Source organism: Paracoccus beibuensis (assembly GCF_026162625.1).
Classification (GTDB): domain Bacteria; phylum Pseudomonadota; class Alphaproteobacteria; order Rhodobacterales; family Rhodobacteraceae; genus Paracoccus; species Paracoccus beibuensis.
In genome coordinates, this window is the sequence record NZ_JAOTBD010000007.1 from 99,292 (window position 1) to 125,872 (window position 26,581).

26 protein-coding genes are annotated in these 26,581 nt (G+C 68.3%); 11 read left to right on the plus strand and 15 right to left on the minus strand.

Annotated elements, in window-relative coordinates:
* Positions 1-63 precede the first annotated feature (63 nt).
* From glcF to OC159_RS07175, 3 genes are read right to left on the minus strand one after another with little or no spacing between them, the layout of a single operon-like run.
* Positions 64-1,362: a glycolate oxidase subunit GlcF gene (glcF, locus tag OC159_RS07165; RefSeq protein ID WP_265500468.1), complete on the minus strand. Its 1,299-nt coding sequence runs from the start codon at positions 1,360-1,362 to the stop codon at positions 64-66.
* Positions 1,362-2,402: an FAD-binding protein gene (locus OC159_RS07170; RefSeq protein ID WP_265500469.1), complete on the minus strand. Its 1,041-nt coding sequence runs from the start codon at positions 2,400-2,402 to the stop codon at positions 1,362-1,364. The genes glcF and OC159_RS07170 overlap by 1 nt, the downstream gene beginning before the upstream one ends.
* Positions 2,392-3,852 (minus strand): FAD-linked oxidase C-terminal domain-containing protein, encoded by a 1,461-nt coding sequence (locus OC159_RS07175; protein WP_407674070.1) that lies wholly within the window; start codon positions 3,850-3,852, stop codon positions 2,392-2,394. Before OC159_RS07175 ends, OC159_RS07170 begins: the two co-directional genes overlap by 11 nt.
* Before the next feature lie 87 nt (positions 3,853-3,939).
* On the opposite strand from OC159_RS07175, the gene OC159_RS07180 reads away from it, so the two are divergent.
* Positions 3,940-4,704 carry a DUF599 domain-containing protein gene (locus tag OC159_RS07180; RefSeq protein WP_265500470.1) on the plus strand — a complete coding sequence of 255 codons (765 nt, stop codon included), beginning with the start codon at positions 3,940-3,942 and terminating at the stop codon, positions 4,702-4,704.
* On the opposite strand, the gene OC159_RS07185 is transcribed toward OC159_RS07180, so the two are convergent.
* The gene (locus OC159_RS07185) at positions 4,622-5,809 is read right to left on the minus strand and encodes an MFS transporter (RefSeq protein WP_265500471.1); all 1,188 of its coding nucleotides are present in this window, start codon (positions 5,807-5,809) and stop codon (positions 4,622-4,624) included. The two genes, OC159_RS07180 and OC159_RS07185, sit on opposite strands and share 83 nt — an antisense overlap.
* 96 nt (positions 5,810-5,905) lie before the next feature.
* Positions 5,906-6,304 carry a hypothetical protein gene (locus tag OC159_RS07190; RefSeq protein ID WP_265500472.1) on the minus strand — a complete coding sequence of 133 codons (399 nt, stop codon included), beginning with the start codon at positions 6,302-6,304 and terminating at the stop codon, positions 5,906-5,908.
* Between the two features lie 54 nt (positions 6,305-6,358).
* On the opposite strand from OC159_RS07190, the gene OC159_RS07195 reads away from it, so the two are divergent.
* Positions 6,359-7,144: an alpha/beta fold hydrolase gene (locus tag OC159_RS07195; RefSeq protein WP_265500473.1), complete on the plus strand. Its 786-nt coding sequence runs from the start codon at positions 6,359-6,361 to the stop codon at positions 7,142-7,144.
* A gap of 369 nt (positions 7,145-7,513) precedes the next feature.
* Here the strand turns inward: OC159_RS07195 and OC159_RS07200 are convergent, their stop codons facing one another.
* From OC159_RS07200 to OC159_RS07215, 4 genes are all read right to left on the minus strand, one after another.
* A complete protein-coding gene (locus tag OC159_RS07200) occupies positions 7,514-7,780 on the minus strand; it encodes a hypothetical protein (RefSeq protein ID WP_265500474.1) in 267 nt (88 codons plus the stop codon).
* Between the two features lie 73 nt (positions 7,781-7,853).
* Positions 7,854-8,213 carry a cell division protein ZapA gene (locus OC159_RS07205; protein ID WP_265500475.1) on the minus strand — a complete coding sequence of 120 codons (360 nt, stop codon included), beginning with the start codon at positions 8,211-8,213 and terminating at the stop codon, positions 7,854-7,856.
* A gap of 1 nt (position 8,214) precedes the next feature.
* Entirely contained in the window at positions 8,215-8,703 is a 489-nt protein-coding gene (locus OC159_RS07210) for a hypothetical protein (RefSeq protein ID WP_265500476.1), read from the minus strand.
* A gap of 105 nt (positions 8,704-8,808) precedes the next feature.
* Positions 8,809-10,584, minus strand: a complete 1,776-nt coding sequence (locus tag OC159_RS07215) for a BCCT family transporter (RefSeq protein WP_265500477.1) — start codon at positions 10,582-10,584, stop codon at positions 8,809-8,811.
* A 209-nt stretch (positions 10,585-10,793) separates the two neighbouring features.
* Here OC159_RS07215 and OC159_RS07220 point away from each other — a divergent pair, with 209 nt between their 5' ends.
* The 4 genes from OC159_RS07220 to hisH are packed head-to-tail and all read left to right on the plus strand — an operon-like array spanning position 10,794 to position 14,088.
* Positions 10,794-11,450, plus strand: coding sequence for a potassium channel family protein (locus OC159_RS07220; protein ID WP_265500478.1), 657 nt, complete (start codon positions 10,794-10,796; stop codon positions 11,448-11,450).
* A 41-nt stretch (positions 11,451-11,491) separates the two neighbouring features.
* Positions 11,492-12,826, plus strand: coding sequence for a TrkH family potassium uptake protein (locus tag OC159_RS07225; RefSeq protein WP_407674072.1), 1,335 nt, complete (start codon positions 11,492-11,494; stop codon positions 12,824-12,826).
* Positions 12,827-12,871: 45 nt separating this feature from the next.
* Positions 12,872-13,459: an imidazoleglycerol-phosphate dehydratase HisB gene (gene hisB, locus OC159_RS07230; RefSeq protein WP_265500479.1), complete on the plus strand. Its 588-nt coding sequence runs from the start codon at positions 12,872-12,874 to the stop codon at positions 13,457-13,459.
* Positions 13,459-14,088 carry an imidazole glycerol phosphate synthase subunit HisH gene (hisH, locus tag OC159_RS07235; protein ID WP_265500480.1) on the plus strand — a complete coding sequence of 210 codons (630 nt, stop codon included), beginning with the start codon at positions 13,459-13,461 and terminating at the stop codon, positions 14,086-14,088. Before hisB ends, hisH begins: the two co-directional genes overlap by 1 nt.
* A 48-nt stretch (positions 14,089-14,136) precedes the next feature.
* Here hisH and OC159_RS07240 read toward each other — a convergent pair whose 3' ends face one another.
* Positions 14,137-15,045 carry an aminotransferase class IV gene (locus OC159_RS07240; RefSeq protein ID WP_265500481.1) on the minus strand — a complete coding sequence of 303 codons (909 nt, stop codon included), beginning with the start codon at positions 15,043-15,045 and terminating at the stop codon, positions 14,137-14,139.
* A gap of 113 nt (positions 15,046-15,158) precedes the next feature.
* On the opposite strand from OC159_RS07240, the gene ade reads away from it, so the two are divergent.
* Complete coding sequence (gene ade, locus OC159_RS07245) at positions 15,159-16,850, plus strand: adenine deaminase (protein ID WP_265500482.1); 1,692 nt, start codon at positions 15,159-15,161, stop codon at positions 16,848-16,850.
* 28 nt (positions 16,851-16,878) lie between these two features.
* Here ade and OC159_RS07250 read toward each other — a convergent pair whose 3' ends face one another.
* Both OC159_RS07250 and OC159_RS07255 read right to left on the minus strand, forming a co-directional pair.
* Entirely contained in the window at positions 16,879-17,469 is a 591-nt protein-coding gene (locus OC159_RS07250) for a (d)CMP kinase (protein WP_265500483.1), read from the minus strand.
* A 1-nt stretch (position 17,470) separates the two neighbouring features.
* The gene (locus OC159_RS07255) at positions 17,471-18,643 is read right to left on the minus strand and encodes an NAD(P)/FAD-dependent oxidoreductase (RefSeq protein ID WP_265500484.1); all 1,173 of its coding nucleotides are present in this window, start codon (positions 18,641-18,643) and stop codon (positions 17,471-17,473) included.
* Positions 18,644-18,789: 146 nt separating this feature from the next.
* Here OC159_RS07255 and OC159_RS07260 point away from each other — a divergent pair, with 146 nt between their 5' ends.
* Positions 18,790-19,560, plus strand: coding sequence for a helix-turn-helix transcriptional regulator (locus OC159_RS07260; RefSeq protein ID WP_265500485.1), 771 nt, complete (start codon positions 18,790-18,792; stop codon positions 19,558-19,560).
* A gap of 198 nt (positions 19,561-19,758) precedes the next feature.
* On the opposite strand, the gene tsf is transcribed toward OC159_RS07260, so the two are convergent.
* Together tsf and rpsB are read right to left on the minus strand one after the other, a co-directional pair.
* Positions 19,759-20,637 (minus strand): translation elongation factor Ts, encoded by an 879-nt coding sequence (gene tsf, locus OC159_RS07265; RefSeq protein ID WP_265500486.1) that lies wholly within the window; start codon positions 20,635-20,637, stop codon positions 19,759-19,761.
* Between the two features lie 84 nt (positions 20,638-20,721).
* Complete coding sequence (rpsB, locus tag OC159_RS07270) at positions 20,722-21,504, minus strand: 30S ribosomal protein S2 (RefSeq protein ID WP_265500487.1); 783 nt, start codon at positions 21,502-21,504, stop codon at positions 20,722-20,724.
* Positions 21,505-21,775: 271 nt separating this feature from the next.
* Here rpsB and OC159_RS07275 point away from each other — a divergent pair, with 271 nt between their 5' ends.
* Positions 21,776-22,420, plus strand: coding sequence for a bifunctional 4-hydroxy-2-oxoglutarate aldolase/2-dehydro-3-deoxy-phosphogluconate aldolase (locus OC159_RS07275; protein ID WP_265500488.1), 645 nt, complete (start codon positions 21,776-21,778; stop codon positions 22,418-22,420).
* A 7-nt stretch (positions 22,421-22,427) separates the two neighbouring features.
* On the plus strand, positions 22,428-23,651 hold the full coding sequence (locus OC159_RS07280; protein WP_265500489.1) for an MFS transporter: 1,224 nt from the start codon (positions 22,428-22,430) through the stop codon (positions 23,649-23,651).
* Between the two features lie 35 nt (positions 23,652-23,686).
* Here OC159_RS07280 and xseA read toward each other — a convergent pair whose 3' ends face one another.
* Positions 23,687-25,255, minus strand: coding sequence for an exodeoxyribonuclease VII large subunit (xseA, locus tag OC159_RS07285; RefSeq protein ID WP_265500490.1), 1,569 nt, complete (start codon positions 25,253-25,255; stop codon positions 23,687-23,689).
* A 62-nt stretch (positions 25,256-25,317) separates the two neighbouring features.
* Between xseA and purD the strand changes: the two genes are divergently transcribed.
* Complete coding sequence (purD, locus tag OC159_RS07290; protein ID WP_265500491.1) at positions 25,318-26,574, plus strand: phosphoribosylamine--glycine ligase; 1,257 nt, start codon at positions 25,318-25,320, stop codon at positions 26,572-26,574.
* Positions 26,575-26,581: the final 7 nt, after the last annotated feature.

A 26,581-nucleotide genomic window follows, 5' to 3' on the forward strand; every position in this document is an offset into this window, starting at 1 on the left:
CGACGCCATTCAGGCCGCCGGTTTCCATGATCTATAGCGCCGAAGATGCGTTTCAAGACCCTCTCAGACGGAAATGAGCGCAGGCGGTTTCGGCCCGCCGGTCGCCCAGTCCAGCAGCTCGACCGTGTGGACTACGGGCAGCCGGGTGCCGCCGCCGATCTGCATCATGCAGCCGATGTTTCCGGCGGCGATCACCTGCGGCGTGACGGCCTCCAGCGTGGCGACCTTGCGGGACTTCAGTTCGGCCGACAGTTCCGGCTGCAGAAGATTGTACGTTCCCGCCGATCCGCAGCAGATATGCGGATCGGCAGGCTCGACCACCCGGAACCCCGCCTGCGTCAGCAGATCCTTGGGCGCCGAGCGGATCTGCTGCCCGTGCTGCAGCGAACAGGCCGAGTGATAAGCTACCCGCATCCCCTCTCCCTGCTCGCCCTTGCGCGTGGGCAGGCCCAGGCCGACCAGGAACTCGGTCACGTCGCGGGCCAGGCTCGCAACGCGCCGGGCGTCGGCTTCGACCGGATCGCCCGCGAACAGGTGGCCATAGTCCTTGATCGTCGTCCCGCAGCCTGAGGTGTTGATGATGACCGCGTCCAGCGGCCCCTCGGCCTCGGCCGCCAGAAGGCGCGCGATGCTGTCGCGGGCGCGGGCCTTGCCGTCGGCCTCTTGTCCCATGTGCAGGGTCAGCGCACCGCAGCAGCCGAAATCGCGGGGGATCACCACCTCGCAGCCCGCGCGCCGCAGCAGACGGATGGTCGCGTCGTTGATGTCGGTGTTCAGCGCCCGCTGCGCGCAACCGATCATCAGCGCCACGCGCGCCCGCCGCTCACCGATGGCAGGAAAGGTCTGGCCGTCGTCGTTGCGGCTGACCGGCGGAATGCGCGCCGGCGCCATGCCGATCATCGCCCGAAGACGCTTGTCCGGCACCAGGCCCGCCACCGGCCGCGCCAGCCTGGCGCCCAGCAGCGCCACCCGGAACCGCCGAGGGTGAGGAAGGACAAGCCGCAAGACCAAGCGCAGTGCACGGTCGCGCCACGGCCGGCGATAGGTTTCCTCGATATGTTCGCGGGCGTGTTCCAGTAGATGGGCATAGTGAACGCCCGACGGGCAGGTCGTCATGCAGCTGAGGCAGCCGAGGCACCGGTCGATGTGCTTGACCGTCTTGGCATCGGCGGGACGGCCGGATTCCAGCATGTCCTTGATCAGGTAGATGCGGCCGCGCGGGCTGTCCAACTCGTCGCCGAGAACCTTGTAGGTCGGGCATGTCGCCGTGCAGAAGCCGCAATGGACGCAGGTCCGGAGGATCTTGTTCGACCGCGCGATCAGCGGGTCCGACAGCTGTTCTGGCGTGAAATGGGTCTGCATCAGGTTTGTCCAGCAAAGGTCTTGCGCGGGTCGAAGCGGTTCTGCAGCTCGCGCTCCAGCCGGGCGGTCACCGGGTCTTGTGCGGGCACGATTGCCGGGCTTGCCCCAGAGATGCGGCGGGCATGGCCCGAGAAGGCCGGAAGCTGCGGGACCTGGCCTGCCGGAAGCTGGACGTGGATCAGCGCGCCACCCCAGTCCAGGAACAGCGGCAACGGCAGGTGGGCCAGCAGCATGGGTGCCTCGCTTGGACGGCAGATGATGCGCCAGGTATCCAGCGTCGCATCCTGGGCATCGGCACAAAGAAGACGCCAGGCGTCGGGGTCACCTTCAACGACCGTGCCGAAGGTTGAGAGGCGAGAGGTCAGGTCGGCGGCGCGGGCCTTCACGGACGCCGCCAGGCCTTCCAGCCGGATCAGCGCGCCGTGGCCCGGCAGCCAGGCCGCACCGGACACGTCGTCGGGGCCGCCCAGGGCACTGGTCAGGGCGCGGATGGCCCCCGGAGCATCGAGGCCCGGCAGCGCCAGCGTCGTCGTGACGGGCGGCAGGGGCGCAGTGCGGAAACTCAGCTCGGTCAGCGCGCCGAGCGTGCCGCGACTGCCCGCCATCAGCTTCACGAGGTCATAGCCCGTGACGTTCTTCATGACGCGGCCGCCGTTCTGGACGAGCTCGCCGTGCCCGTCGACGAAGCGCACGCCGATCAGCGCATCGCGCGCCGCCCCCGCCTGCACCCGCCGCGGCCCCGAGGCGTTCGTCGCGGCAACGCCGCCAATGGTCGATCCGGGCGCGCCGGGCGGTTCGAAGGCCAGCATCTGGCCTTCCGCCGCCAGCGTGTGCCGCACGGTTTCAAGCGTCGTGCCGGCGCGAACGACCAGGGTCAGCGCCTCGGGTTCATAGAGCGTGACGCCGATCATGGCAGTCATGTCGACCCGCGCGCCCTGCCCTTCACCGGGCCAGAGGCGCGTGGCGCCGCCGGTGATCGACAGGGACTCTCGCGTGCCTCGGATCAGGTCGGCCAGCTGGCTCTCGGTCTCAGGCCGCATCGGCGGGCCGGTTCAGGCGACGCTCGCGCCGCGGCGCGCTGACGTCGAGCGGGAAGACCTTGGCCGCGTTCAGAAGCCAATCGGGGTCGAAGGCGTCCTTGACGCGCATCTGCGCTTCCAGGTCGGACGGCCGGAACTGGACGCTCATCAGGTCGCGCTTTTCGATGCCGACGCCGTGTTCTCCGGTCAGACAGCCGCCGACCTCAACGCAAAGCCGCAGGATGTCCGCACCAAGCGCCTCGGCCCGGTCAAGATCGCCGGGCGTGTTGGCGTCATAGATGATCAGCGGGTGCATGTTGCCGTCGCCCGCGTGAAAGACGTTGGCGACCGCCAGCCCGTATTGCCGCGACAGATCGCCGATGCCCGCCAAAACCGAGGGGAGCGCCGTGACCGGGATCGTCCCATCGAGGCAGATATAGTCGCCCATCTGGCCCATCGCGCCGAAGGCCGATTTGCGGCCCAGCCAGATGCGGCGGGATTCGTCCTCGGACCGGCTTTCGCGGAACTCGACCGGGTCGAACCCCAGCGCGATGTCGCGGATGAGGGCCAGCTGCTCGTCGATCTCGGGGGCGGTGCCCTCGACCTCGACGATCAGCAGCGCCTCGCAGTCGGGATAGCCGGCGCCGGCATGGGTCTCGGTCGCGCGGATGCAGGGGCTGTCCATGAACTCGATCGCGACGGGGATGATGCCCGCGCGGATGATCGCCGCGACGCAGGCGCCCGCGGTCTCGCTGTTGTCGAAGCCGATCAGCACCGGACGGGCGCCGGCGGGCTTGGGCAGGATGCGCAGCGTCGCCTCGGTCACGATGCCCAGCTGGCCTTCGGACCCGCAGACGACGCCCAGCAGGTCCAGCCCCGGTCCCTCGCCCATCGGACCGCCGAGGGTCACGACCGAACCATCCATCAGGACCATCGTCACGCCCAGCAGGTTGTTGGTGGTCACCCCGTATTTCAGGCAATGCGCCCCGCCCGAATTCATCGCGATGTTGCCGCCGATGGCGCAGGCCAGTTGGCTGGAGGGATCGGGCGCATAGAAGAAGCCAAGCCCGTCGACCGCGCCTGAAACCGACAGGTTCGTACGCCCGGCCTGCACGCGGATCAGCCGGTCCTCGGACGCGATTTCCAGCACAGCGGTCATGCGCGACAGGCCCAGGACGACCGCGTCGGCCGTGGGCATCGAGCCGCCAGCAAGGCTGGTCCCCGCGCCGCGCGGCACGACCGGAACGCGCAGGTCATGGCACAGCCGCATCAGGCGCGACACGTCCTCGGTCGACGACGGCAGAACCACGGCCAGCGGTGCACAGCTATAGGCCGCCAGCGCATCGCATTCATAGGCGCGCGTTTCGGCGGGATCGTCGATGACGGCACCGGGCAGCGCGTGCTGCAGCGCCTGGACGATGGCCTGCCTGCGCGACAGGACCGACGCGTCTGGTGGGGGCATCTGGATCATGGCCGGTTCTCCTCCCTGCCGTTCGACCGACGATAGGACGGCGACAGGGGGCTTTCAAGGCGCGGGCGGCACGCCTAATGTCGCGTCATGACATTGCTGGACCTGCTTGCAACCCATCCCTTGGACCTGCGCGACATCATCGCACTGGCCTGTCTGTTCGCGGCCTGGCTGGGCATCGGCTGGTTCACCGAGCGTCCGCCGGCGACGCGTCCGTCGGTCTCGGTTCTGATGAAAAGGTTCCGCCGGGAATGGCTGCGCCACTTCGTCAGCCGCGAGCCCCGGATCTTCGACGGCAACATCCTTGCCAGCCTGCGCGAAGGCACGGCCTTCTTCGCGTCGGCCTGCATGATCGCGACCGGCGGCCTTCTGGCCCTGATCGGCAATGGCGAACGTCTGCGCAACATCGCCAGCGGGCTGGAACTGGCCCCCGCCGCCGACACGGAATGGGAGCTGCGGCTGCTGGTGACGATGTTCTTCGTGGTCAACGCATTCCTGAAGTTCGTGTGGGCGCACCGGCTGTTCGGCTATTGCGCGGTCATCATGGCCGCAGTTCCCAATGACCCCGACCACCCCGACGCGATGGAGCGTGCGATGCAGGCGGCCGACCTGAATATCACCGCCGCGCGCAGCTTCAACGCCGGGCTGCGCAGCGTCTACTTCGCGCTCGGCTCGCTCGGCTGGTTGATGGGCGCCTGGACCCTGCTGGTGGGAACGGCGATCGTGCTATGGGTCACCTGGCGGCGAGAGTTCGCCTCGACCTCCCGCCAAGTCATCCTGCGGTCGCTGCCGCCGCCTGCACTTTCCGGTCCCGTCGCACTGCGAACGCCAGAACAACGGCACCCGCAGCCGTAAGCGCCACGCCGACCAGTCCCGGCGCCCGCCAGCCCCAGCCGGCGGCCAAGGCCAGCCCCGCCAGGAACGGCCCCAGCGCATTGGCGGCGTTGAAGGCTGCGTGGTTCATCGCGGCGGCCATGTTCTGGGCAGAGCCTGCCACGTCCATCAGCCGCGTCTGCAGCGGGATCACCAGCCCGGCCCCCGCGGCAATCAGGAAGGACGAGAGCACCATCAGCGGCCAGTTGCCGACGGCCAGCGCCGCGAAGCCCTGCGTCGCGGCCATGGCGCCCAGCGACAGGAAGGCGGCGCGGTCGATGCCCACGATCTCGGTCACGCGTCCGGCGCCCCAGGTCCCAAGCGTGCCGCCGACGCCGAAGACCGCCAGCGTCAGCGGGATGGCCCAGCCCGGCGCGTCCGTCGTGGCAAGAATGCCCGCCGTCAGGAACGCATAGACCGCGAACAGCCCGCCAAAGCCGATGGCGCCCACGGCCAGCACCCACAGCACGCGCGGGTTCTTCAGGGCGTGAAGCTCGTCCCAGGGGCGGGCATCGGGGTTGCCGCCGACGCGCGGCGCGACCCGCAGGATCAGCCAGGCCGAGAGCAGCGCCAGCAGGCCCGGCAGCGCAAATCCCCAGCGCCAGCCGATGCTCTGCCCCATCCAGCCGGCCAGCGGGACGCCCACGATATTCGCAACCGTCAGCCCAAGCAGCACGCGCGCCACGCCTCGGGCCCTCTGCCCTGCCGGCAGCGCATCCGCGGCATAGAGCATCGCAACGCCCAGGAAGCCGCCATGCGGCAGGCCCGCCAGAAAGCGCGTGCCCGTGAGCAGGGCCAGCCCCGGCATGACCGCTGCCAGAAGGTTCACCGCCCCATAGAACGCCATCAGCGCCGCCAGATAGCGCCTGCGAGGCAGCCGCGCCCCCAGGATCGCGGTCAGGGGCGCACCCACGACGACGCCAAGCGCATACGCGCTGATGACGTGACCGGCCTGAGGTTCCGTCAGGGACAGGTCGGCGGCGAAGAAGGGCAGAAGGCCCATCGCCGCGAATTCCGAAGTGCCGATGGCAAAGGCGCCAAGCGCCAGCGCCAGGATCGCGGCGCGGAAATCGGGTGTCTGCGTCATGCTCGCTCCTGCGTGGATGTTAGCCCTCACACCAGCTTGCGCGGGCTTTGGCAAGAGCCGCAGCCGGATGTCAGGGTTGCATCATGCGCAAGGCGCCTACAGCAGTCCCCGCTTGACCATGATCCAGATCGCCACGGCCGCCAGGACCAGCAGCCCGAAGATGACCGAGGCGGTGAAGCTGATCGCCCGGCCCTGCCAGCGCGCGATCGCTCCCAACGGCTGCAGATGCGCCAGAAGGGCGGCGTGGTCGCGGGCCAGCGCCTCGAGCGGCAGTTGCCGCGCCACGCGGGGCTGCGCCGCCTGCAGGTCCGCCTGCGCCAGCCGCGCCGCGCGACGCCGCAGCCGGGTCGGCAGCGCCCCGCCCCGCCGCTTCAGCATCGCCGCCAGCGGCGGCCGTTCGCCACGACGGGCTCCGCCGAACCGCGAGGCCATCAGCACGGCGACCTCGTCCGCCATGCGGGGAATGTCCTCGAAACTGTCTGCGCTGCGCGTCATGGCGGCAATCTAGACGGGATGGCGGCCCGGCGCCAGACGCCGTAAGCTGGCGTCATGAAGCTTCATCACGTCATCTCCGGCCCCTCCGACGGGCTGCCCGTCCTTCTGGTCCACGGTCTCTTTGGCCAGGGCCGCAACCTTGGCGCCCAGGCCCGCAGGCTGGCCGAGACGCGGCCGGTGGTCACCGTGGATCTGCGCAACCACGGCGAAAGCCCGCATGACGCCGATGCGGGCTATGCCGCACTGGCCGGGGACTTGGCCGGGCTAATCGCGGACCTGGGCGGGCGCGTCGACCTTGTCGGCCACTCCATGGGCGGCAAGGCCGCGATGGTGCTGGCGCTGACGCAACCGGCGCTGGTCCGGCGGCTGGTCGTGATGGACATCGCGCCGCTGGCGTATCACCACGACCAGACGCCCCACATCGACGCGATGGAGGGGCTGGACTTGACCGGCATCACCCGCCGCAGCCAAGCCGACCAGGCGCTGGCGCAGCGCGTGAACGATCCGGGCGTTCGCGCCTTCCTGCTGCAGAGCCTTGACCTGAAGGAGAGCCCGCCGGTCTGGCGGCTGAGCCTGCCGGCGCTGCGCCAGCAGATGCCGCAGATCGTCGGCTGGCCGGACGACCTGCCTCGCGGCACCTTCACCGGCAAGGCGATGGCGCTGCGGGGCGCGCGGTCCGACTATGTCGGTGACGCCGGAGAGGCCGCCCTGCGCCAGTTCTTTCCGCAGGTGCGCGTCGTCACCTTGAAGGACGCAGGCCATTGGCTGCATGCCGACGCGCCCGAGGCCGTGGCCGAGACCCTCGCGGCCTTCCTGGGCGACGGGCGGGATCGCGCCTGACACGCGATCCCTTGGTTGGGCCCAAGGGAACGGTCGCGGCAGGGCGGTCTCGTTTGCCGACGGCAGAACCCGCTTGAGAAGGCGACCTGCTGCTTCGTGCAGCCCATTGTGACCGCGACCTCAAGGGGCTTCTGTGCCCGATTTCACAGTCGTCGCATTGTTGGGGATGTCGCGATGATCCTTACCGAACTGGCCGAACAGAGCCTTCATCCGGGCACCGTCGCCGCCGGAGAGGAAGCCCCACCACGTGATCTGCGTGACGGAAGGTCCGCGCCTGACTGGGGCGCTGACTGCTGGCAGATAACGGCGGTCTTGCGGGAACCGGGGCCGGCAAGGGCGAAGCAGACTTGATGCCAGCAAGCCACGCCCTCAGCACCGCAGGTTCACCCGCGCCACCGCCGAATTGGGCCCGCCCACCGGCCGCCAGCTGCGGGCGACCGGCGCGCATCCCGTCGCCTCTCCGGCGGCGCGGATCATCCGGTCGGGAACGGCCCCCAACTCGGCGCGGGACAGGCGGTCGAGGCGAATCACCTGCGCCTCGTTTCCGCGGCGATAGACCGCGAACCGGGTCCCCTCGATCACGGCATCCAAGCGCGGCGCGCCGAGGAAATCAGGCGACGGGGTCGTGCACGCCACGAGAAGCGGCAAAAGGATCAGGCAAAGCATCCGCATCATGCGCGAAGCATCGCAGCGACAGCTTAACGAAGCGTTACTTCTGCTGCTCTTCCAGGCGGTCTGCCAGCGATTCGGCCCGTGCCGCCAGTTCTGCCATCGCCTCGCGCAGGTCGGAGGGGATCACCGGCACCTCGACCCGGGGCGGGTTCTGCTGCAGGCGGCTTACGTGGCGCTCGGCCTTCTCGGCACGCTCCTCCAGCGTGGCGTAACGGTCGGCCAGCATCAGCCCGGCCAGCAGCAGCAGCCGCGGCTCTGGCACCCGGCCCGCCTGGTCCAGGATCTGGCGCGCCTCGTCGTCCAGGATCTGGGCGGCGCGCTGCAGCAGCCGCTCCTCGCCGTCCTGGGCACCGACGCGATATTCCTTGTGTCCGATGGTGAATTCGACCTCGGCCATGTCAGACCCCCTTGTCTTCGCCAGCGGTTGCAGCAGGCGCCGCGGCCGGATCATTCGCCAGCAGGCGCTCGAGCTCGGTCATGATCTCGCTCATCTGCGCCATCTCGGTTTCCCGGGCGGCGCGCAGGGCCGAGATCTCGGCCTCCAGCGCCTCGCGCCGCTCGTCCTCTCCGACGCCGCCGGTCTGGTCGGCATCGATCAGGTTGCGGTTCGCGGCCATCAGCTCCTCGTTGGCGGCGGACAGTCGGGCCGATTGCTCGGTCGCCGTGTCCAGACGCGCCTGCAGGTCCGCGTCGCCCCTTGGCTGGCGCCCCTCGGACAGCTGGCGTTTAAGATCGGCGTTGCGGCTTTCGGCGTCGGCGAGGCGGCGGGTCAGGTCCGCCAGCGCATCCGGGTCGCCGCCGTCGCGCGCCGGCCTTGCGTCCAGCAGCTTGTCCATGCGGTCAAGCGCGGCACTGAGCCGGCGTTCGCTGGCGGTGATGTCGCTCATCGGCGTCGGTCCTTCGATAGCGTTTCATGGGTTTCTGGCACCCTCGGACCGATATGACAAGGACGGCCGGCAAAAGCCGCCCGTCCCCTGCGCGTCACCGCGTGATCAGGCAAGTTCCCGCCGTTCGGCCATCAGCCCCTGCACCAGCGCATAGCAGGCGCCCAGAAGCACGATGGTGAACGGAAACCCGGTCGAAACCGCCATCGCCTGCAGCGCAACAAGGCCGCCGCCCAGCAGAAGCGCGATGGCGATCAGCCCCTCGGCGCTGACCCAGAAGATCCGCTGCGGCACCGGCGCGTTCACCTTGCCCCCCGCCGCGATCGTGTCGATCACCAGTGACCCGGAATCCGAGGATGTGACGAAGAACACGATCACCAGGGTGATGCCCACGAAGCTGGTGATCGACGACAGCGGCAGCTGCGCCAGCATCTGGAACAACTCCAGCTCCAGCGGGGCCTCGGTGATGCCCAAGAAGCCGCCAAGCGTGATGTCGATGGCCGTGCCGCCAAGTGCCGTCATCCACAGCACCGAGATCAGCGACGGTACGATCAGCACGGCGACCAGGAACTGCCGCACGGTCCGGCCGCGCGACACGCGGGCGATGAACATGCCGACGAAGGGTGACCAGCTGATCCACCATGCCCAATAGAACGCCGTCCAGCCCTGGCGGAAATTGTCGTCCGTCCGACCGAAGGGGTTCGACAGCGGGATCAGGTCCGCGGCATAGGTGCGCAGGTTGCCGAAGAACCCCGTCAGGATCGTCGCCGTAGGGCCGACGGAGATGACGAAGACCAGCAGCAGCACGGCCAGCAGCATGTTCAGCTCGGACAGGCGCTTGACCCCCTTCTCGACCCCCAGCACGACCGAGGCGCCAGCCACCATCGTGATCAGCACGATCAGGACGATCCGCGTCAGGTTGCTGTCGGAGATGCCGAACAGGAAGGCCAGTCCCGCCGTCGCCTGCTGTGCACCCAGCCCCAGCGAGGTCGCAAGCCCGAAGATCGTCGCAAGCACGGCGACGATGTCGATGATGTGGCCGGGCCAGCCCCAGACGCGTTCCCCGAAGATCGGATAGAACACCGACCGCAGGGTCAGCGGCAGGCCCTTGTTATAGGCGAAAAGCCCAAGCGCCAGTGCCACCACCGCATAGATCGCCCAAGGGTGCAGGCCCCAGTGGAAGATCGTCGCGGCCATCGCCAGCCGCCGCGCCGCTAGTGGATCACCCTCTGCCCCGGCAAGCGGCGCCCAGTCCGTCCTGACGCCGTTTTCGACCACAGGGCCGCCCAAGGCAGCCTCGAAGTGGCCCAAGGGTTCGCTGACACCATAGAACATCAGCCCGATGCCCATGCCTGCCGCAAACAGCATCGCGAACCAGCCCATCAGTCCGAAATCGGGCGTGGCGTCGGGACCGCCGAGGCGGATCGCACCAAGCGGAGATACGATCAGCGCCAGGCACAGCAGCACGAAGATATTGCCCGCAATCAGGAAGAACCAGTCAAGGTTCCCCGTCAGCCCGTCGCGCATCCCGCCGAACACGGGACCCAGTTGCTCGGGAAAGATCAAAGTGGCTGCGGTGAACAGCACCACTGCGGCTGCCGACACGCCGAAGACCGGGTTGTGTATGTCGAAGGCGAACGGGGCCGTCCCCTCGATATTGTCCTGACCGATGGTATAGTCGGTCTCGATGATTTCCGTCGGCCCTTCGGGCTCGGGCAGCGCCTCGAGGCTGGCGTCCGCTTCGGCCACTGGCAGCGGGGGCGCAGGTAGCGGCTTATTGGGTTTGGCCGGAAAGCGGCCGCTCAGCGCGTCCTGTTCGCGCGCATCCCGAGGATTGCGTGCGTCACGCGTTCCCGGCGATTGGCTTGTGGGTTTCTTCGTCATCGTCGCCTTTCATTTCGGAGTCCTGCCGGGCGTCGGCCCCGACACCGGGGCCTTGGCCCCGCGGCCGTTGCGGGCATAACAGGGCAAGCTATCTCACATTTCCGTCACATTGGCCACTGGCCAAGTTCGGCGCCGCGACGTCCCAGCTTGACTTCGACTTGCGCACAGATGAAGCATCCCGACGTTTTGCCTGTTGCAAGAGGTCCCTTATGGGAAGAGTGAGTCGCAGCTTCGTCGTCATCGGCCTTGGCGCCTTCGGCAGCGTAGTCGCCTCGGAACTGGCGCGTTTCGGCAACCAGGTGCTCGGCATCGACAAGGACCCTCGGCGGGTTTCGATGCTGGCGGACCAGCTGCCGTCGGTCGCCATTCTCGACGCCTCGGACGAGGGCGCGCTGCGCGAGGCCGGCGTCGACCGCTATGACGTCGGCCTGGTGTCGATCGGCAACGACCTCGAAAACAGCGTCATCGCGGCTATGAACCTGCGCCTGATCGGCGTTGGCACTATCTGGGCCAAGGCCGAAAGCCGCACCCACCACCGCATTCTGTCCAAGATCGGCGCCGACCGCGTGATCCTGCCGGGGCTGGAGATGGGGCGCCATGCCGCTCAGATGCTGAACAACCCGGCGGTGCAGGACTATGTCGCGCTTGGCAACGGCTTTTCAGTCGTGAACCTGATGATCCCGCTGCGCCTCTCTGGCCGCAAGCTGTCCGACCTGCATATCGACAGCGGGATCGAGGTTCTGGGCATGATGCGGGGAACAGAATATCGGTCGACCCGCGACGACGACCCGGTGCTGCAGACGAACGACCGCCTGCTGCTGCTGGGCAAGCGGGTGGACCTGACCCGCTTCGGCGATCAGCTGTGAGCCGCGCGCCGCGGCGCAGACAGGCACCCGGCCTGCTGGGGCTGCGCCGGGCACTGGCCCGCTGGCTGTCCCGGACCCCGCCGCCTGCGGTGCTGGCCTCGGGCTATCTTGCGCTGGTCGTGCTGGGGGCGTTCCTGCTGCTGCTGCCGCCGATGACGCGCCAGCCGATCACGCTGATGGATGCGCTCTTCACCTCGACCTCGGCGGTGACGGTGACCGGGCTTGCGGTGATCGATACGGAACTCGTGCTGACCTTCTGGGGCCAGCTGGTGGTCGCCGTGCTGATCCAGATGGGCGGCCTTGGCCTGATGACCTTTGCGGTCCTCGTCTGGTCGGCACTGGGTCTGCCGGTCGGCATCACCCAGGGGACCTATCTGCGAGAGGACCTGAACCAGACCTCCTATGTCCGCCTGACGCGGCTGGTCTGGACGATTTTCCGCGTGGTCATCGTGGCCGAGATCGCCGGCGCCATGCTGCTGTGCCTGTCCTTCATGCCGAACCACGGCTTGGCCGGGGGGCTGTGGCACGCGATCTTCCATTCGATATCGGCCTTCAACAACGCCGGGTTCTCGACCTTTTCGCCGGGCCTGACCGGCTATGCCATCGACCCCATCGTGAACACGGTGATCCCCGCGCTCTTCATCGTCGGAGGCATCGGCTATGTCGTCGTGGCGGACATCTGGAACCGCCCCTTCTGGCGGGGGTGGAGCCTGCACACCCGCCTGATGATGATCGGCACTGCCGTCCTGATCTTGGTGGGCGTCGGCCTGACTGCGGCGCTGGAATGGACCAACCCGCGCACGCTCGGCCAGTACGACAGCTGGGGCGCACGGATGACCGTGGCATGGTTCCAGGGCGTGACCACGCGAACCGCCGGGTTCAACAGCACGGACATCAGCGGCCTGCACGATTCGACCTCGCTGCTCTACATGGCGCTGATGATCATCGGGGGCGGACCCACCTCGACGGCGGGCGGGCTGAAGGTGACGACCGTCGTGGTGATGGTGCTGGCCACGGCCGCCTTCCTGCGTCGCCGGACCGAGATCTGGGCCTTCGGCCGATCCATCGCGCTTGGCGACGTGCTGAAGGCGATGGCGCTGATCTCGATCGCGTCGGCGGTGATCTTCACGGCGGTCTTCCTGATGGCGCTCAGCCATGACGGCGAATTCATCGACATCGCGTTCGAGGTCTCGTCCGCATTCGGCACCACCGGCCTGTCGCGCGGCTATACGGCCGAGCTGACGGATTTCGGTCGCATCGTCATCATGACGGTGATGTTCCTGGGCCGCGTCGGGCCGCTGACGCTGGGTTTCTTCCTGGCCACGCGGATGATGCCGCGCGTGCGGTACCCTGCGGGCCAGGTGCATCTTGGCTGATTGCGCCCGTGGGCCTATAAGGCCCGCGAACACGAAGGACATCCAATGCGCCAGGCCACGATCACCCGCAACACCTCGGAAACGCAGGTTCAGGTCACGCTGAACCTGGACGGCACCGGGGTCTATGACAACCAGACCGGCGTGGGGTTCTTCGACCACATGCTGGACCAGCTGTCGCGGCATTCGCTGATCGACATGACCATCCGCGCGAAGGGCGACCTGCATATCGACGACCACCACACGGTCGAGGACACGGGCATTGCCATCGGCCAGGCGCTGGTGCAGGCGCTTGGCGACAAGAAGGGCATCCGCCGTTACGGCAGCTTCCTGCTGGCAATGGACGATTCGCTGGTGCGCGCCGCGCTGGACCTGTCGGCGCGGCCCTACCTCGTCTGGAACGTGGACTTTCCCTCCTCGACCATCGGGACGTTCGATACGGAACTGGTGCGCGAGTTCTTCCAGGCGCTGTCTACGCATGGCGGCATCACGCTGCACGTGGATCGCATCCACGGGCTGAACAGCCACCACATTGCCGAGGCCGCGTTCAAGGCCGTCGCCCGCGCGCTCCGCGAAGCGGTCGAGCCCGATCCGCGCATGGCGGGCGTCCTGCCCTCGACCAAGGGGGCGCTGTGATGCGGATCGCTCTGGTCGACTACGACAGCGGCAACCTGCATTCGGCCGAAAAGGCGTTTCAGCTGATGGGCCGTGAGGCAGGTGCCGAGATCATCGTGACCTCGGACCCAGACATCGCCGCAAAGGCCGACCGGATCGTGCTGCCCGGCGACGGTGCCTTCCCCGCCTGCCGCACCGCTCTGGGCGAGGTTGACGGCATGGCCGAGGCGATCGGCCACGCCGTGCTGTCCCGCGGCGTCCCCTTCATGGGGATCTGCGTCGGCATGCAGATGCTGGCCACCACCGGGCACGAATACCGCCAGACCCCCGGACTCGACTGGATCGGAGGAGAGGTGCAGGCCATCGCCGCGCCCGGCCTCAAGGTGCCGCACATGGGCTGGAACGACCTGGTGATCGACCGCCCCCACCCGGTGCTGGAAGGGATCGCCACCGGCGACCACGCCTATTTCGTGCATAGCTGGCAGTTTCAGGTGACCGATCCCGCGCATCTGCTGGCGCATGTCGATTATGGCGGTCCGGTGACGGCGGTGGTCGGGCGCGACAACATCATCGGCACCCAGTTCCATCCTGAAAAGTCCCAGACGGTCGGCCTGCGGCTGATCGCGAACTTCCTGCGCTGGCAGCCCTGACGCCCCATCGTTGCGCCACGACCGAACGGGGCAGCGCCCCTGCCCCCCTCACCCGTCAACGTAATCCTGGTAAAGGGCGGCGACGCGCCGCGTCACCGGCCCGCCAACACCGGCGTGCAGCGGTCGCCCGTCGATGCTGGCGACCGGGGTGATCCCGCCAAGCGTGCCGGTCACGAAGGCCTCGTCCGCGGCATAGGTCTGCGCCAGCGTGAAGCTCCCCTCTCGCAGCACACCGCCCGCCTCGCGCCACAGGCGCATCACGGTGGCCCGAGTGATCCCGTTGAAACAGCACGCCCCGTCCGACGTCCAAAGCTCCCCTCCCCGCACCATGAAGAAGTTCGTCGAGTTGCAGCTGGCGACGAAGCCGCGGTCGTCCAGCATCAGCGCCTCGTCGGCGCCCATGTCGATCGCCTGGTTCAGCGCCTGGATGAAGTTCAGCCGGCTGTGCGAATTCAGCCGCAGGTCGAACACGTCCGGCGTCGAGCATCGGATGGCCGAGGTCATCAGCCTCAACCCCCGCGCCTTCAGCGCCGCGTTGGGCTGCTTCCATTCCGCCAGGATCACCACCGTCGGCCCGCCCGCGACGAAGCGCGGGTCCTGGTTGATCGTCGTCTTGACGCCCCGCGTCACCATCAGCCGGATGTGGACACCGTCCTCCATCCCGTTCGCCTCCAGCAGGCCGTGGATCGCCGCCACAAGCGCCTCGCGGGGCATCAGCTCCAGCCGGATCGTGTTCGCGCCTTCATATAGCCGGTCGAGATGCGCCTCCAGCGACAGGATGCGGCCGCGCACCAGGCGCAGCCCCTCCCACACGCCGTCGCCCAGGCCAAAGCCCGCGTCGAAGATAGACACCGCCGCCCGGTCGCGCGGCACCAGATCGCCGTTCACATGGACCAGCACGCGGTCGTTGCGGTGGTCAAGGGCATAGCTCTGGGCACTGGCTTCGGTATCGGGCATCGGCGTCTCCTTGGTCAGGGCACAGGCAAGCACGGGCCGCGCGCGAGGACAAGCCGCTCTGGACGCTGCACGGCAGATCGGGTTCTGTCGTCGGAATTGAACAGGAGAGTGACATGGACGATCTGGAACGCCGCATCGCGCAGGCACGCGGGGACGAGCCCGCCGATCTGGTCCTGCGCGGCGGCCAGGTCTTCGACCTGATAACCGGTGCGATGATCCGCGGCGATGTGGCCATCTGCGGCGACCGCATCGCCGGTGTCGGAAACTATGACGCCCGGCAGGTGATCGACGTGACCGGGCTGACGCTGGTGCCCGGCTTCATCGACACGCACCTGCATGTCGAGAGCAGCCTTGTCACTCCGTTCGAGTTCGACCGCTGCGTCACCCCGCGCGGCGTCACCACGGCCATCTGCGACCCGCACGAGATTGCCAACGTCATCGGCCTCGACGGCATCCGCTATTTTCAGCAGGCGTCCGAACACCTGCTGATGGACCTGCGCGTCCAGTTGTCCTCCTGCGTGCCGTCGACCAACATGGAGACCTCGGGCGCTCGGATCGAGGCCGATGATCTGGCGCAGGTCATGGGTCATCCTTCGGCCATCGGGCTGGCCGAGTTCATGAACTATCCCGGCGTGATCCACCGCGACCCGGCCGCCATGGCCAAGCTGCGGCTGTTCGACGGCGGCCACATCGACGGTCATTGCCCGCAGCTGTCGGGCCGAAACCTGAACGCCTATGTCGCCGCCGGCATCCGTACCGAGCACGAAGCGACGACGGCCGAGGAGGCGCTGGAGAAACTGCGGAAGGGCATGCGCGTGCTGATCCGCGAAGGCTCGGTCAGCAAGGATCTGGACGCGCTGCAACCGGTGCTGACCGACATCACCAGCGCCTACATGTGCCTGTGCACCGACGATCGGAACCCGCTGGACATCGGCGAACACGGGCACCTGGACTACATGATCCGCCGCCTGATCGCGCGCGGCACCTCGCCCCTGGCCGCCTACCGCGCCGCCAGCCTGTCAGCGGCCGAGGCGTTCGGCCTGAAGGACCGCGGCCTGGTCGCCCCCGGCCTGCGGGCCGACATCGTGGCGCTGGACAGCCCGGAGAGCTGCCGCGCGCAACTGGTCCTGTGCGGTGGGCGCGTCGTGGACGACGCGGCCTTCTCGGCGCGCGGCGATGTCGCCCCGGTCGGCCGCGCCTCGGTCAAGGCGCCCCGGCTGACGCCGCAGCATTTCCGCTGCACCGGCAACAGGACCGAGACACCGGTCATCGGCATCATCGAAGGCAAGATCATCACCGGGCACCTGACCGTCGACATCGCCCCCGAAGACGGAGACAAGCGCCCCGACACGTCTCGCGACCTGACCCGCATCGCGGTGATCGAGCGGCACGGCAAGAACGGCAACATCGCCACCGGCTTCGTTCGCGGCTTCGGCCTGACCTCGGGCGCCATCGCATCGACAGTCTGCCACGACCACCACAACATTGCCGTCGTCGGCATTGATTATGACGACATGGCCCTGGCAGCCAACCGCCTGTCGCAGATCGAGGGCGGCTTCGTTGTCGTGCAGCACGGCCGTGTTCTGGCCGAACTGCCCCTGCCCATCGCCGGCCTCATGAGCCTTCAGCCATTCGAGTACGTCCGCGACAGCCTGACCGCGCTTCGCGCAGCCGCCCGCACGCTCGGCACCGGGCTGGAGGAGCCGTTCCTGCAGCTGGCCTTCCTCGCCCTGCCGGTCATCCCGGCGCTCAAGATCACCGATTGCGGCATGGTCGACGTCACGCGGTTCGAAATCATCCCCTGACGCCAGCCAGCCAGCAAGGCGCACCGGCTCAGACGGTCCGCAGCGCCACATCGACCGCCGCGATGGCCCGAGAGATCGCGTCCGCGATGCTCAGGTCGCTCGTGTCCAGAACCACCGCATCCGCGGCCGGGCGCAGCGGTGCCGCCGCCCGCTGGCTGTCGCGCAGGTCACGCTCGCGCAGTTCGGCCAGCATCCGGGCCGGGTCCTCGCCCAGCTCGGCCGCCCGCCGCGCCGCCCGCACCTCGTCCGAGGCGACAACGTAGAGCTTCACCTGCGCGCCCGGACAGATCACCGTGCCGATGTCGCGGCCGTCCAGCACCGCGCCCGGCTCTTGCGCCGCAAAGCGGTGCTGGAACTCGACCAGCGCCGCACGAACCTCGGGGATCGCAGCGATGCGGCTGGCAGCCTGCCCCGCCTCGGCGCTGCGCAGGTCGGGCCGGGCCAGATCTTCGGGCGCCAGCGCCTGCGCGGCCGCGACCGCATCGCCGCCCTTGGCGCCCGTCGCACGATAGAGCAGCCCGGTATCCAAGTGGTGGAACCCGAAATGCTGCGACAGGGCGCGGGCGATGGTGCCCTTGCCGGATGCGGCCGGTCCGTCGATGGCGATGATGAAGGGCATGTCAGACGATATGAGCCTCTGCGAAGGGGGCGTTGTCCAGAACCCTTTGCACACCAAGCGGCGACAGGTCCAGCGTCTGCCAGTCCCCATGCAGGATCTGTTCGGCGATGCCGCGCCCGACGGCGGGGGCCTGCTGCAGCCCGTGGCCCGAAAAGCCGTTGGCGTGATAGAGGTTCGGCACCAGCGGGTTGCGCCCCAGGATCGCGTTCTGGTCCAGCCGGTTGAACGCATAGTGCCCCACCCACCACCGCGTCACCCGCGCCTCGGCAAAGTCCTCGGCGCGGGTAAAAAGGGCCGGCCATACGACATCGTCCCAAAGGTCGTGATCGGCGTCGAAGTCGTCGGCCGCGCACGCATCGTCGCCGGCCGGCACCGCTGCGGCGATCCAATGGTCATGCTCGGGCCGCAGGTAGATGCCTTGGTGGTCGACGATCAGCGGCGCGTCGCGATGTCGCGCCTTGGGGGCGTCGACGACGAAGACCGTCCGCTTGCGGGGTTCGACCGGCAGCGACATGGGCAGGCCGTTCATCAGCATGGCGCAGGCCGGACCAGCGGCGTTGACGAAGGCCTCCGCCTGAAGCCCGTCGCCGCTGGCCAGCCGGGCGGCGGTGACGCGGCTGTCAGAAAGCTCCAGCCCCGTCACCCGGTCGGTCACGAACCGCACCCCGGCTGCCCGCGCAGCGTTCCGCAGCCCCTGCAGCAGGCCCATGTTGTCGAACCAGCCTTCGTCCCGCGGGCCGAAGCTGCCCGCGACCACGTCCTGCGTGTTCATCCACGGAAACCGACGCGCAATCGCATGAGCGTCCCAGACCTCGGTCGCCGCGCCGAGCGACCTCTGCATGACGGCCAGCGTCTCCAGCTGCGCCGCACCGGCTTCGGTGCCGGTCAGGAACAGATAGCCGTTCTCTCGCAGGCCCAGGTCGGGCACACCGCCTTCCGGTCCGGTCCAGCTGGCAAAGTCGCGGATGAAGTCGATCCCGAAGCGGCTGATCTCGACGTTCACCGGATTGGTGAACTGCTGGCGGATAGAGGCGACCGACAGCGCGGTCGAGCTGCGGTGGTATCCGGGCTCGGGTTCGACCACCGTCACCGACAGTCCCGGCTGCATCCGCGTCAACCAGAACGCGACCGAGGCGCCCATGACCGCGCCGCCCGCAACAACTATGTCGACCATTCCCGTCCCCGTTGCTCAACCCTTCCCGCACAGCGATCCGATTTCATGCAGCGATGCAAGGGTATCCTTGAACGATTTGCCCTTGGCAAACTACGTCCGCCACGGTCCTATATGGTTTTACCGCCGTGATTTGAGTATCGCCATTCATGTTGACACGTTTCATCGAGCGACTTCTGGACGCGCGAAAGATACCAGAGATCCGCGAGATTTTCATCACCGGGGTCAACAGCTTCGGCTTCGACCACGCGCTTTACGCGGCCTATTTCATGCTGACCGTGCCCCAGGCGCTGGTGCGCGAGCGGCCGGTGATCCTGATGAACCTGCCCGATGCGCTGCTTGCGAAAGCCCAGCAGTTGGGCCCGTTCGAGCAGGACCCCTGGGTGCAGTGGGTGCTGGATCACGACGGCGACATCTCGGCCCATGACCTGCAGCGGCAGAGGCGCTCGCCCTCGCTGGAGCTGGCGACCCGCCACGGCTTTGGCGCCGCACATATCGTCAGCCTGCGACACAAGGTGCTGCACAGCGCCGGCGGGGTCATCCTGCTGCCGGGCCACGGGGCCGACCAGGAGCGGCTGGAGCATCTGTGGGACAAGGCGGGGCGGGATTTGCGGGTGCTCTGCTGGGTGATGCACATGCGGGTGGCTACGATGCATCGAAAGGCAGTCGCGGCGACCCTGACCCCGCGCCAGCGCGAGGTGCTTGGCTGGCGCTCGGCCGGCAAGACGGTCAGCGAGATCGCGACGATCCTGGGCATCACCCCGGCAACGGTCGAAAAGCACATGCGCCTCGCGCGCGAGGCCCTTGGGGTCGAGACGACGCCGCAAGCGGTCCTCAAGGCGCATGTCACGAACCAGCTGTTCCAGCCCGGCGCGCCTGGCCTGCCGCTGTCGCGCCGCCCCCCTACCTTTGGAGGGTAAGGGTTTCCACCGTTTCCTCGACACCTGACTTGACGTCAGATTGTCCGGTTCCGTGAGTGGTGACACGCAAGTGTCAGGAACAGGCGGCGCGCGGCCTTGTTGCCTTGGCCGGCGCCGCCACCTTGCTGCACCAATTAGCGCAGAATGCAAAATGCCGGCCCAGGGGCCGGCATCTGCACGTCTGGATGGCGGAAGCGTTCAGGCACCGCTGAGGGTCTTGGCGACCTCGGCTGCGAAATCCTCTTCCTTCTTCTCGATGCCTTCGCCGACGGCGACGCGGGCAAAGCCCTTGATCGTCGCGCCCTGTTCCTTGGCGGCCTCGGCCACGGTCAGGTCAGGGTTGATGACGAACTTCTGGCCGGTCAGGGTGACCTCCTCGAAGAACTTCTTCATGCGGCCCTCGATCATCTTCTCGATGACGGCGTCGGGCTTGCCCGATTCACGGGCCTGCTCGGTCAGGACCTGCTTCTCGCGCTCGACCAGGGCGGGATCCAGGTCGGCTTCGCCGAGCGAGGCCGGCGAGGTCGCCGCGACGTGCATCGCGATCTGGCGGCCGATATCCTCGTTGCCGCCGTCCAGGCCGACCAGCACGCCGATCTTGCCCATGCCGTCGGCAGCGGCGTTGTGGACGTAGTGCACGACGGTCGGCGCGGTCACCACGACCATGCGGCGCAGGGTCATGTTCTCGCCGATCTTGGCGATGGCGTCGGTCAGCACTTCGGACACGGCCTTGCCGTCGATCTGCTCGTTCTTCAGCGCCTCGACGTCGTCGACGTTCAGCGCGGCCTGGGCGATCTTGCGCACCATGGCCTGGAATTCCTCGTTCTTGCCGACGAAGTCGGTTTCCGAGTTCACCTCGACCGCAACGCCCTTGCCTTCCTTGACGGCCACGGCAACCAGGCCCTCGGCAGCCACGCGGCCCGATTTCTTGGCGGCTTTCGCCAGGCCCTTCGTGCGCAGCCAGTCGACCGCCGCTTCCATGTCGCCGTCGGTTTCGGTCAGGGCCTTCTTGGCGTCCATCATGCCTGCGCCGGTGGTCTCGCGCAGTTCCTTCACCATCGCTGCGGTGATTGCCATATCCGTCTCCTCTGTGTTCAACACGTCAGGCGGGGCATATCCCCGCCTGACGACAATTCGATGAATCTGCGATCCTTGGAGGGATCAGGCCTCGGCCGGTGCGTCCTGGGCAGCGCCTTCGTCCAGCAGCTCCTCGGGGGCGTCCGACAGCGAACCCAAATCGACGCCGGCGGCGCCCATCTGCGCCGACATGCCGTCCAGAGCGGCGCGGCTGACCAGGTCGCAATAGAGCGCGATGGCGCGGGCGGCGTCATCGTTGCCCGGGATGATGTAGTCCACGCCTTCGGGCGAACAGTTGGTATCGACCACGGCGACGACCGGGATGCCCAGCTTCTTGGCTTCCAGAATGGCCAGATCTTCCTTGTTCACGTCGATGACGAACAGCAGGTCGGGAAGGCCGCCCATGTCGCGGATACCGCCAAGCGAGGCTTGCAATTTGGCCTGCTCGCGCTCCAGCTGCAGACGCTCTTTCTTGGTCAGGCCTTCGGCGCCGCCGGCCATGGTCTCGTCAATGGCCTTCAGGCGGTTGATCGACTGGCTGACGGTCTTCCAGTTGGTCAGCGTGCCGCCCAGCCAACGGTGGTTCATGTAGAACTGTGCGGATTTCTCGGCAGCGTCCGAGATGGCCTTCTGGGCCTGGCGCTTGGTGCCGACGAACAGCACGCGGCCACCCTTGGCGACGGTGTCGCGGACAACCTGCAGAGCGGCGTCAAGCATCGGGACGGTCTGCGTCAGGTCCAGGATGTGGATGCCGTTGCGGTCGCCATAGATGAACTCGCCCATGCGGGGGTTCCAGCGCTGCGTCTGGTGGCCGTAGTGAACGCCAGCTTCAAGAAGCTGACGCAGCGAGAATTCGGGAAGCGCCATAACGTGTTCCTTTCCGGTTTGCGCCTTGGCAGGGGATCTCAGGGCGGATGCCCCAACCGGTGGACCTTCTGCGGATGTCTCCCGCATGGGCCCGCCCCTGCCTGTGAAGTGTGCGCGCCATAGCCCCTGCCCCGCGCGGATGCAAGCGGATTCGCCGATGCGCGCAGGCCGCTAGCGGTAACAAGATACGGCTCCGGTGGCCGCTTTCCCTTGCATCGCTGACGCGGCGGGTCCAGTTTCGGGCTGATTTATCCAATCCCGAAGGTGCGCAATGACCCCGCAGATCCAGTCGCAGCAGACCAAGGCCCTGTGCCAGATGGCCCCCGTCATCCCGGTCATCGTCATCAAGGACGCCCTGGCAGCCGAATTTCTGGCGCGGTCGCTGGTCGCAGGCGGTCTGCCGGTGCTGGAGGTCACGCTGCGGTCCGACGCGGCACTGGACGCGATCCGCGCCATGAGCGGGGTCGAAGGCGGCCATGTCGGCGCTGGCACGGTGTTGACGCCCGACGACGCAAAGCGCGCCAAGGATGTGGGGGCCAAGTTTGCGGTCTCACCCGGCCTGACCGACCGCCTCATCGCCGCCTGCGAGGAGCTGGAGCTGCCGCTTCTGCCGGGCGCCGTGACGGCATCCGAGGTGATGCGCGCCGCCGATGCGGGCTTCGACATGCTGAAATTCTTCCCGGCCGAAGCCGTGGGCGGCGCGCCCGCGCTCAAGTCGCTGGCGGGGCCGCTGCCGAAGATCAGCTTCTGCCCGACCGGCGGCGTGTCGCCGCAGAACGCGGGCAGCTACCTGTCGCTGCCGAACGTGATCTGCGTCGGCGGCAGCTGGATCGTGACCGATGCCGATGTCGCCGCCGGGAACTGGCAGGCGATCGAGGATCGCGCCCGCGCCGCCGCCGCCCTGCCCCGCGGCTGATCCGGCCATGACCGACGCGACACTCGAGGCGCCGGCAGATTTGGGGCGGGCACGGCGGAATGTCGTCATCCTTGTTCTGGCGCAGGCAATCCTTGGTGCGCAGATGTCGGTCATCTTCATCATCGGCGGGTTGGCTGGACGCATCCTGTCGCCGCATCCCTGCCTTGTGACGCTGCCCCTGTCGATGATCATCCTGGGTTCGACCCTGTCGGCGCGGCCGCTGGCGCGGTTCATGCAGCATCGCGGGCGGCAGGCGGGGTTCCTGCTGGCGGTCGCCGCTGGTGCCACGGGGGCTGCAGTCGCGGCCGGGGGCCTGTGGCTGGGGTCCTTTGCGCTGTACATGGCGGGGTCCGCCCTGACCGGGATCTACATGTCGGCCCAAGGCTTCTATCGCTTCGCGGCCACCGACATGGCGCCCGAGGATTACGCCCCCCGCGCGATCAGCTGGGTCATGGCGGGCGGTCTTGCCGCCGCCATCATCGGCCCCGCGATCGTGCGGTTGACCAGCGACCTGACGGCGGTGCCGTTCCTGGCGACATATCTGGCCGTGATCGCGCTGAACGTTTGCGGGCCGTTCCTGTTCGCCTTCCTGGACATCCCGCGCCCGCCTGCCCCGGTTCCGGGCGCATCGGCAGGTCGCCCGATGGGGCAGATCCTCAGGCAGCCCGCCATCGTGGTCGCGATGATCTGCGGGATGGTGTCCTATGCGCTGATGAACCTGGTCATGACCTCGACGCCGCTGGCGGTCGTCGGCTGCGGATACGCGACCTCGGATGCGGCCAACGTGGTCAGCGCGCATGTGCTGGCCATGTTCGCCCCCAGCTTCTTCACCGGCCACCTGATCGCCCGCTTCGGCGCACCGCTGATCGTCGGCCTGGGGCTGACCATCCTGGCGGCCGCCGGCGCCGTGGGCCTTTCCGGGATCGAGCTGGAGCAGTTCTTCCTGGCGCTGGTTTTGCTGGGGTTGGGGTGGAACTTCGGCTTCATCGGTGCCACGGCGATGCTTGCCCGCGCCCATTCGCCCGAGGAACGCGGCCGGGTGCAGGGGATGAACGACTTCGTCGTCTTCGGCGGCGTGTTCCTGGCCTCGCTGTCGTCGGGCGGGCTTATGAACTGTTCGGGCGGCTCGGTTCAAGCAGGGTGGAGCGCGGTGAACCTGGCCATGCTGCCCTTCCTGGTCCTTGCAGGTGGATCGCTGATCTGGCTCGTCATGCGACCGAAACCAGCCTGACGACCGGGGGCGCCCGGAAAATCCACGATCCAGAATCAGAGGAGCGTCTTCTGCTCCGGTGGGGCCGGCTTGCGGCGCTTGGGCTTTTCGGCGCCTTCGGGGCGAACGGCGATGCGCTGGTCGCCCGCGAACTGCAGCTCGAGGCGCGGGGTCTCGGCTGCGGATCGGGCCGAGGTGACGACGCTGTCGTCGGGGCCGCGGACGATCACGAAGCCGCGCTGCAGCGTCTCCTCGGGACCCAGGGACTGCCGCATCCGGTCAAGCCGTAGAAGCGCGTCACGGCGCTGCGACTGGCCCCGGCGCAGGGCCGCATCCAGCCGCAGGTTCGCGTCCGCAAGCCGCGCCTGCTGCTGGGCGATCGCGCGCCGGGTGGTGGCGCTGACCCGTCGGAGAGAGCTTTCCAGGCGCTCCTGCAGGTGGGTCAGCCGGTCGCGCGGACGCTCCAGCCGGCGGGTGCGGGCCGTGTCCAGCCGCACGGCCGCGCGGTCGAGGCCGTGTGCCTTCGCCTGCATGAACTGCCGCAGGGTCGCCGCCGGAACAGGCCGCGCATCCAGCCGGTGCCGACGTCCGCGCACCAGCTGCCGCAGCGCCGGTTCCAGGCGCGCACCCTGCAGGTCCAATCGCTGGCGGGCCCCGTCGGTCAGCGCCGACGGGCGGCCCATGGCGCGCGCCAGGTCCCGCAGCCGCTGGCGCGGCCGCTGGATCGCCTGGCCACTGGCCCGCAACATCCGCGCACCCGCGTCGGCGAGGCGCGCGGCCAGATCCCCGCGAACCGGCACCGCCATTTCGGCAGCGGCGGTCGGCGTCGGTGCCCGTCGGTCCGAGGCGAAGTCTATCAGCGTGGTATCGGTCTCGTGCCCCACGGCCGAAATCAGGGGGATGGCGCTCTCTGCCGCGGCGCGCACGACGCTTTCCTCGTTGAAGCCCCACAGGTCCTCAAGGCTGCCGCCGCCGCGCGCCACGATGATCAGGTCCGGGCGCGGGATGGGTCCGTCCGGGGGCAGGTCGTTGAAGCCCCGGATCGCGGCGGTGACCTGCGGCGCACAGGCCTCGCCCTGGACGACCACCGGCCAGATCAGCACGCGGGTCGGAAAGCGGTCGCGCAACCGGTGCAGGATGTCGCGGATCACCGCGCCCGAGGGCGACGTCACCACGCCGATCACGCGCGGCAGGAAGGGCAGCGGGCGCTTGCGTGCCTCGTCGAACAGTCCCTCGGCCGCCAGCGCCTTGCGGCGCTTTTCCAGCATCGCCATCAACGCGCCGACGCCGGCAGGCTCGATCTGGTCGACGATCATCTGGTACTTGGACTGTCCCGGAAAGGTGGTCAGGCGTCCGGTGGCGATGACCTCCATCCCTTCCTCGGGGCGCTGAGCCAGTCTTGCCGCCTGCCCCTTCCAGGTGACGGCGGCCAGGCAGGCACGGTCGTCCTTGAGGTCGAAGTAGAGGTGCCCGGACCCCGGCCGCGACACGCGCCCGACCTCGGCCCGGACACGGACGCGGCCGAACTGATCCTCGATGCTGCGCTTCACCGCCCCCGACAGTTCGGAGACGGTGAATTCATGGGCGTTGCTGCCCGGCTGCGGGTCGTCTTCCAGAAGGTCCATGCGGCTTGTTCCCTTTCGCGGCCCAGACTAGAACGCCGCCAGACCAAGCGAAAGGGCGGCAGATGAATATCCTGATCCTCGGCGGCGGCGGGCGCGAACATGCGCTGGCCTGGGCGGTCCGGCAGAACCCGAAATGCGACCGCCTGATCGTCGCGCCAGGCAACGCAGGCATCGCCGGCGTCGCGGAATGCGCTAGCCTCGACATCCAGTCGCGAGCCGAGGTGCTGGAATTCTCGCAGGAAAACGCAATCGACTTCGTGATCGTCGGCCCAGAGGCACCGCTGGCGGCCGGGGTCTCGGACGCGCTGCGCGACGCGGGTTTCCTGGTCTTCGGCCCTTCGCAAGCGGCCGCGCAGCTGGAGGCGTCGAAGACCTTCACCAAAGAGATCTGCGACGCCTGTGGCGCCCCAACCGCTGCCTGGTCCCGCTTCACCGACGCCGCATCCGCCCGTCATTACGTGACCGCCCAGGGCGCGCCGATCGTCGTCAAGGCAGACGGGCTGGCCGCCGGCAAGGGCGTCACCGTGGCCGAGACCATCGAGGAGGCCCATGCCGCCATCGACGCCATCTTCGACGGCGAGTTCGGCGACATGTCGGTCGTCATCGAGGAGTTCATGGGAGGCGAGGAAGCCAGCTTCTTCATCCTGTCCGACGGCACCGACTGCCTGCCCATCGGCACCGCCCAAGACCACAAGCGCGTGGGCGACGGCGACACGGGGCCGAACACCGGCGGCATGGGGGCCTACAGCCCCGCACCGGTCCTGACGCCCGCGCTGCAGGACCAGGTGATGGAGCGGATCGTCCGCCCCACGATTGCTGAAATGGCGCGCCGCGGCACGCCGTTCCAAGGCGTCCTCTACGCCGGCCTGATGATCGAGGACGGCCAGGCGCGGCTGGTCGAATACAACGTGCGCTTCGGCGATCCGGAGTGCCAGGCGCTGATGATGCGGCTTGGGGGGCAGGTGCTGGACCTGCTGCAGGCTTGCGCCGAGGGACGGATGGCCGGCGCTTCGGTCACCTGGGCCGACGACCATGCGCTGACCGTCGTGCTGGCCGCCGACGGCTATCCCGGCAGCTATGACAAGGGCAGCGTCATCCGCGGGTTGGACAGCCTGCCCGAGACCAGCTTCCAGATGACCTTCCACGCCGGCACCACCGAACGCGACGGCGCGATCACCGCCACGGGTGGCCGCGTCCTGGCCTGCACCGGCCGCGGCGCCACCCTGGCCGAGGCGCACCAGCGCGCCTATTCCCTTGTCGACGCCATCGACTGGCCGGAAGGCTTCTGCCGCCGCGACATCGGCTGGCGCGCCCTCTGAAACGGAA

Bases quoted from the DNA above. Each gene is read 5' to 3' on its own strand.
- OC159_RS07195 (WP_265500473.1), top strand. From the start codon at position 6,359: ATGAAGCTTCATCACGTCATCTCCGGCCCCTCCGACGGGCTGCCCGTC.
- xseA (WP_265500490.1), bottom strand. From the start codon at position 25,255: ATGGACCTTCTGGAAGACGACCCGCAGCCGGGCAGCAACGCCCATGAA.
- OC159_RS07255 (WP_265500484.1), bottom strand. From the start codon at position 18,643: ATGGTCGACATAGTTGTTGCGGGCGGCGCGGTCATGGGCGCCTCGGTC.
- tsf (WP_265500486.1), bottom strand. From the start codon at position 20,637: ATGGCAATCACCGCAGCGATGGTGAAGGAACTGCGCGAGACCACCGGC.
- hisH (WP_265500480.1), top strand. From the start codon at position 13,459: ATGCGGATCGCTCTGGTCGACTACGACAGCGGCAACCTGCATTCGGCC.
- OC159_RS07185 (WP_265500471.1), bottom strand. From the start codon at position 5,809: ATGACGCAGACACCCGATTTCCGCGCCGCGATCCTGGCGCTGGCGCTT.
- OC159_RS07170 (WP_265500469.1), bottom strand. From the start codon at position 2,402: ATGCGGCCTGAGACCGAGAGCCAGCTGGCCGACCTGATCCGAGGCACG.
- OC159_RS07275 (WP_265500488.1), top strand. From the start codon at position 21,776: ATGACCCCGCAGATCCAGTCGCAGCAGACCAAGGCCCTGTGCCAGATG.
- OC159_RS07190 (WP_265500472.1), bottom strand. From the start codon at position 6,304: ATGACGCGCAGCGCAGACAGTTTCGAGGACATTCCCCGCATGGCGGAC.
- OC159_RS07220 (WP_265500478.1), top strand. From the start codon at position 10,794: ATGGGAAGAGTGAGTCGCAGCTTCGTCGTCATCGGCCTTGGCGCCTTC.
- OC159_RS07205 (WP_265500475.1), bottom strand. From the start codon at position 8,213: ATGGCCGAGGTCGAATTCACCATCGGACACAAGGAATATCGCGTCGGT.
- rpsB (WP_265500487.1), bottom strand. From the start codon at position 21,504: ATGGCGCTTCCCGAATTCTCGCTGCGTCAGCTTCTTGAAGCTGGCGTT.
- purD (WP_265500491.1), top strand. From the start codon at position 25,318: ATGAATATCCTGATCCTCGGCGGCGGCGGGCGCGAACATGCGCTGGCC.
- OC159_RS07240 (WP_265500481.1), bottom strand. From the start codon at position 15,045: ATGCCCGATACCGAAGCCAGTGCCCAGAGCTATGCCCTTGACCACCGC.
- glcF (WP_265500468.1), bottom strand. From the start codon at position 1,362: ATGCAGACCCATTTCACGCCAGAACAGCTGTCGGACCCGCTGATCGCG.
- OC159_RS07260 (WP_265500485.1), top strand. From the start codon at position 18,790: ATGTTGACACGTTTCATCGAGCGACTTCTGGACGCGCGAAAGATACCA.
- ade (WP_265500482.1), top strand. From the start codon at position 15,159: ATGGACGATCTGGAACGCCGCATCGCGCAGGCACGCGGGGACGAGCCC.
- hisB (WP_265500479.1), top strand. From the start codon at position 12,872: ATGCGCCAGGCCACGATCACCCGCAACACCTCGGAAACGCAGGTTCAG.
- OC159_RS07180 (WP_265500470.1), top strand. From the start codon at position 3,940: ATGACATTGCTGGACCTGCTTGCAACCCATCCCTTGGACCTGCGCGAC.
- OC159_RS07210 (WP_265500476.1), bottom strand. From the start codon at position 8,703: ATGAGCGACATCACCGCCAGCGAACGCCGGCTCAGTGCCGCGCTTGAC.
- OC159_RS07175 (WP_407674070.1), bottom strand. From the start codon at position 3,852: ATGATCCAGATGCCCCCACCAGACGCGTCGGTCCTGTCGCGCAGGCAG.
- OC159_RS07280 (WP_265500489.1), top strand. From the start codon at position 22,428: ATGACCGACGCGACACTCGAGGCGCCGGCAGATTTGGGGCGGGCACGG.
- OC159_RS07250 (WP_265500483.1), bottom strand. From the start codon at position 17,469: ATGCCCTTCATCATCGCCATCGACGGACCGGCCGCATCCGGCAAGGGC.
- OC159_RS07215 (WP_265500477.1), bottom strand. From the start codon at position 10,584: ATGACGAAGAAACCCACAAGCCAATCGCCGGGAACGCGTGACGCACGC.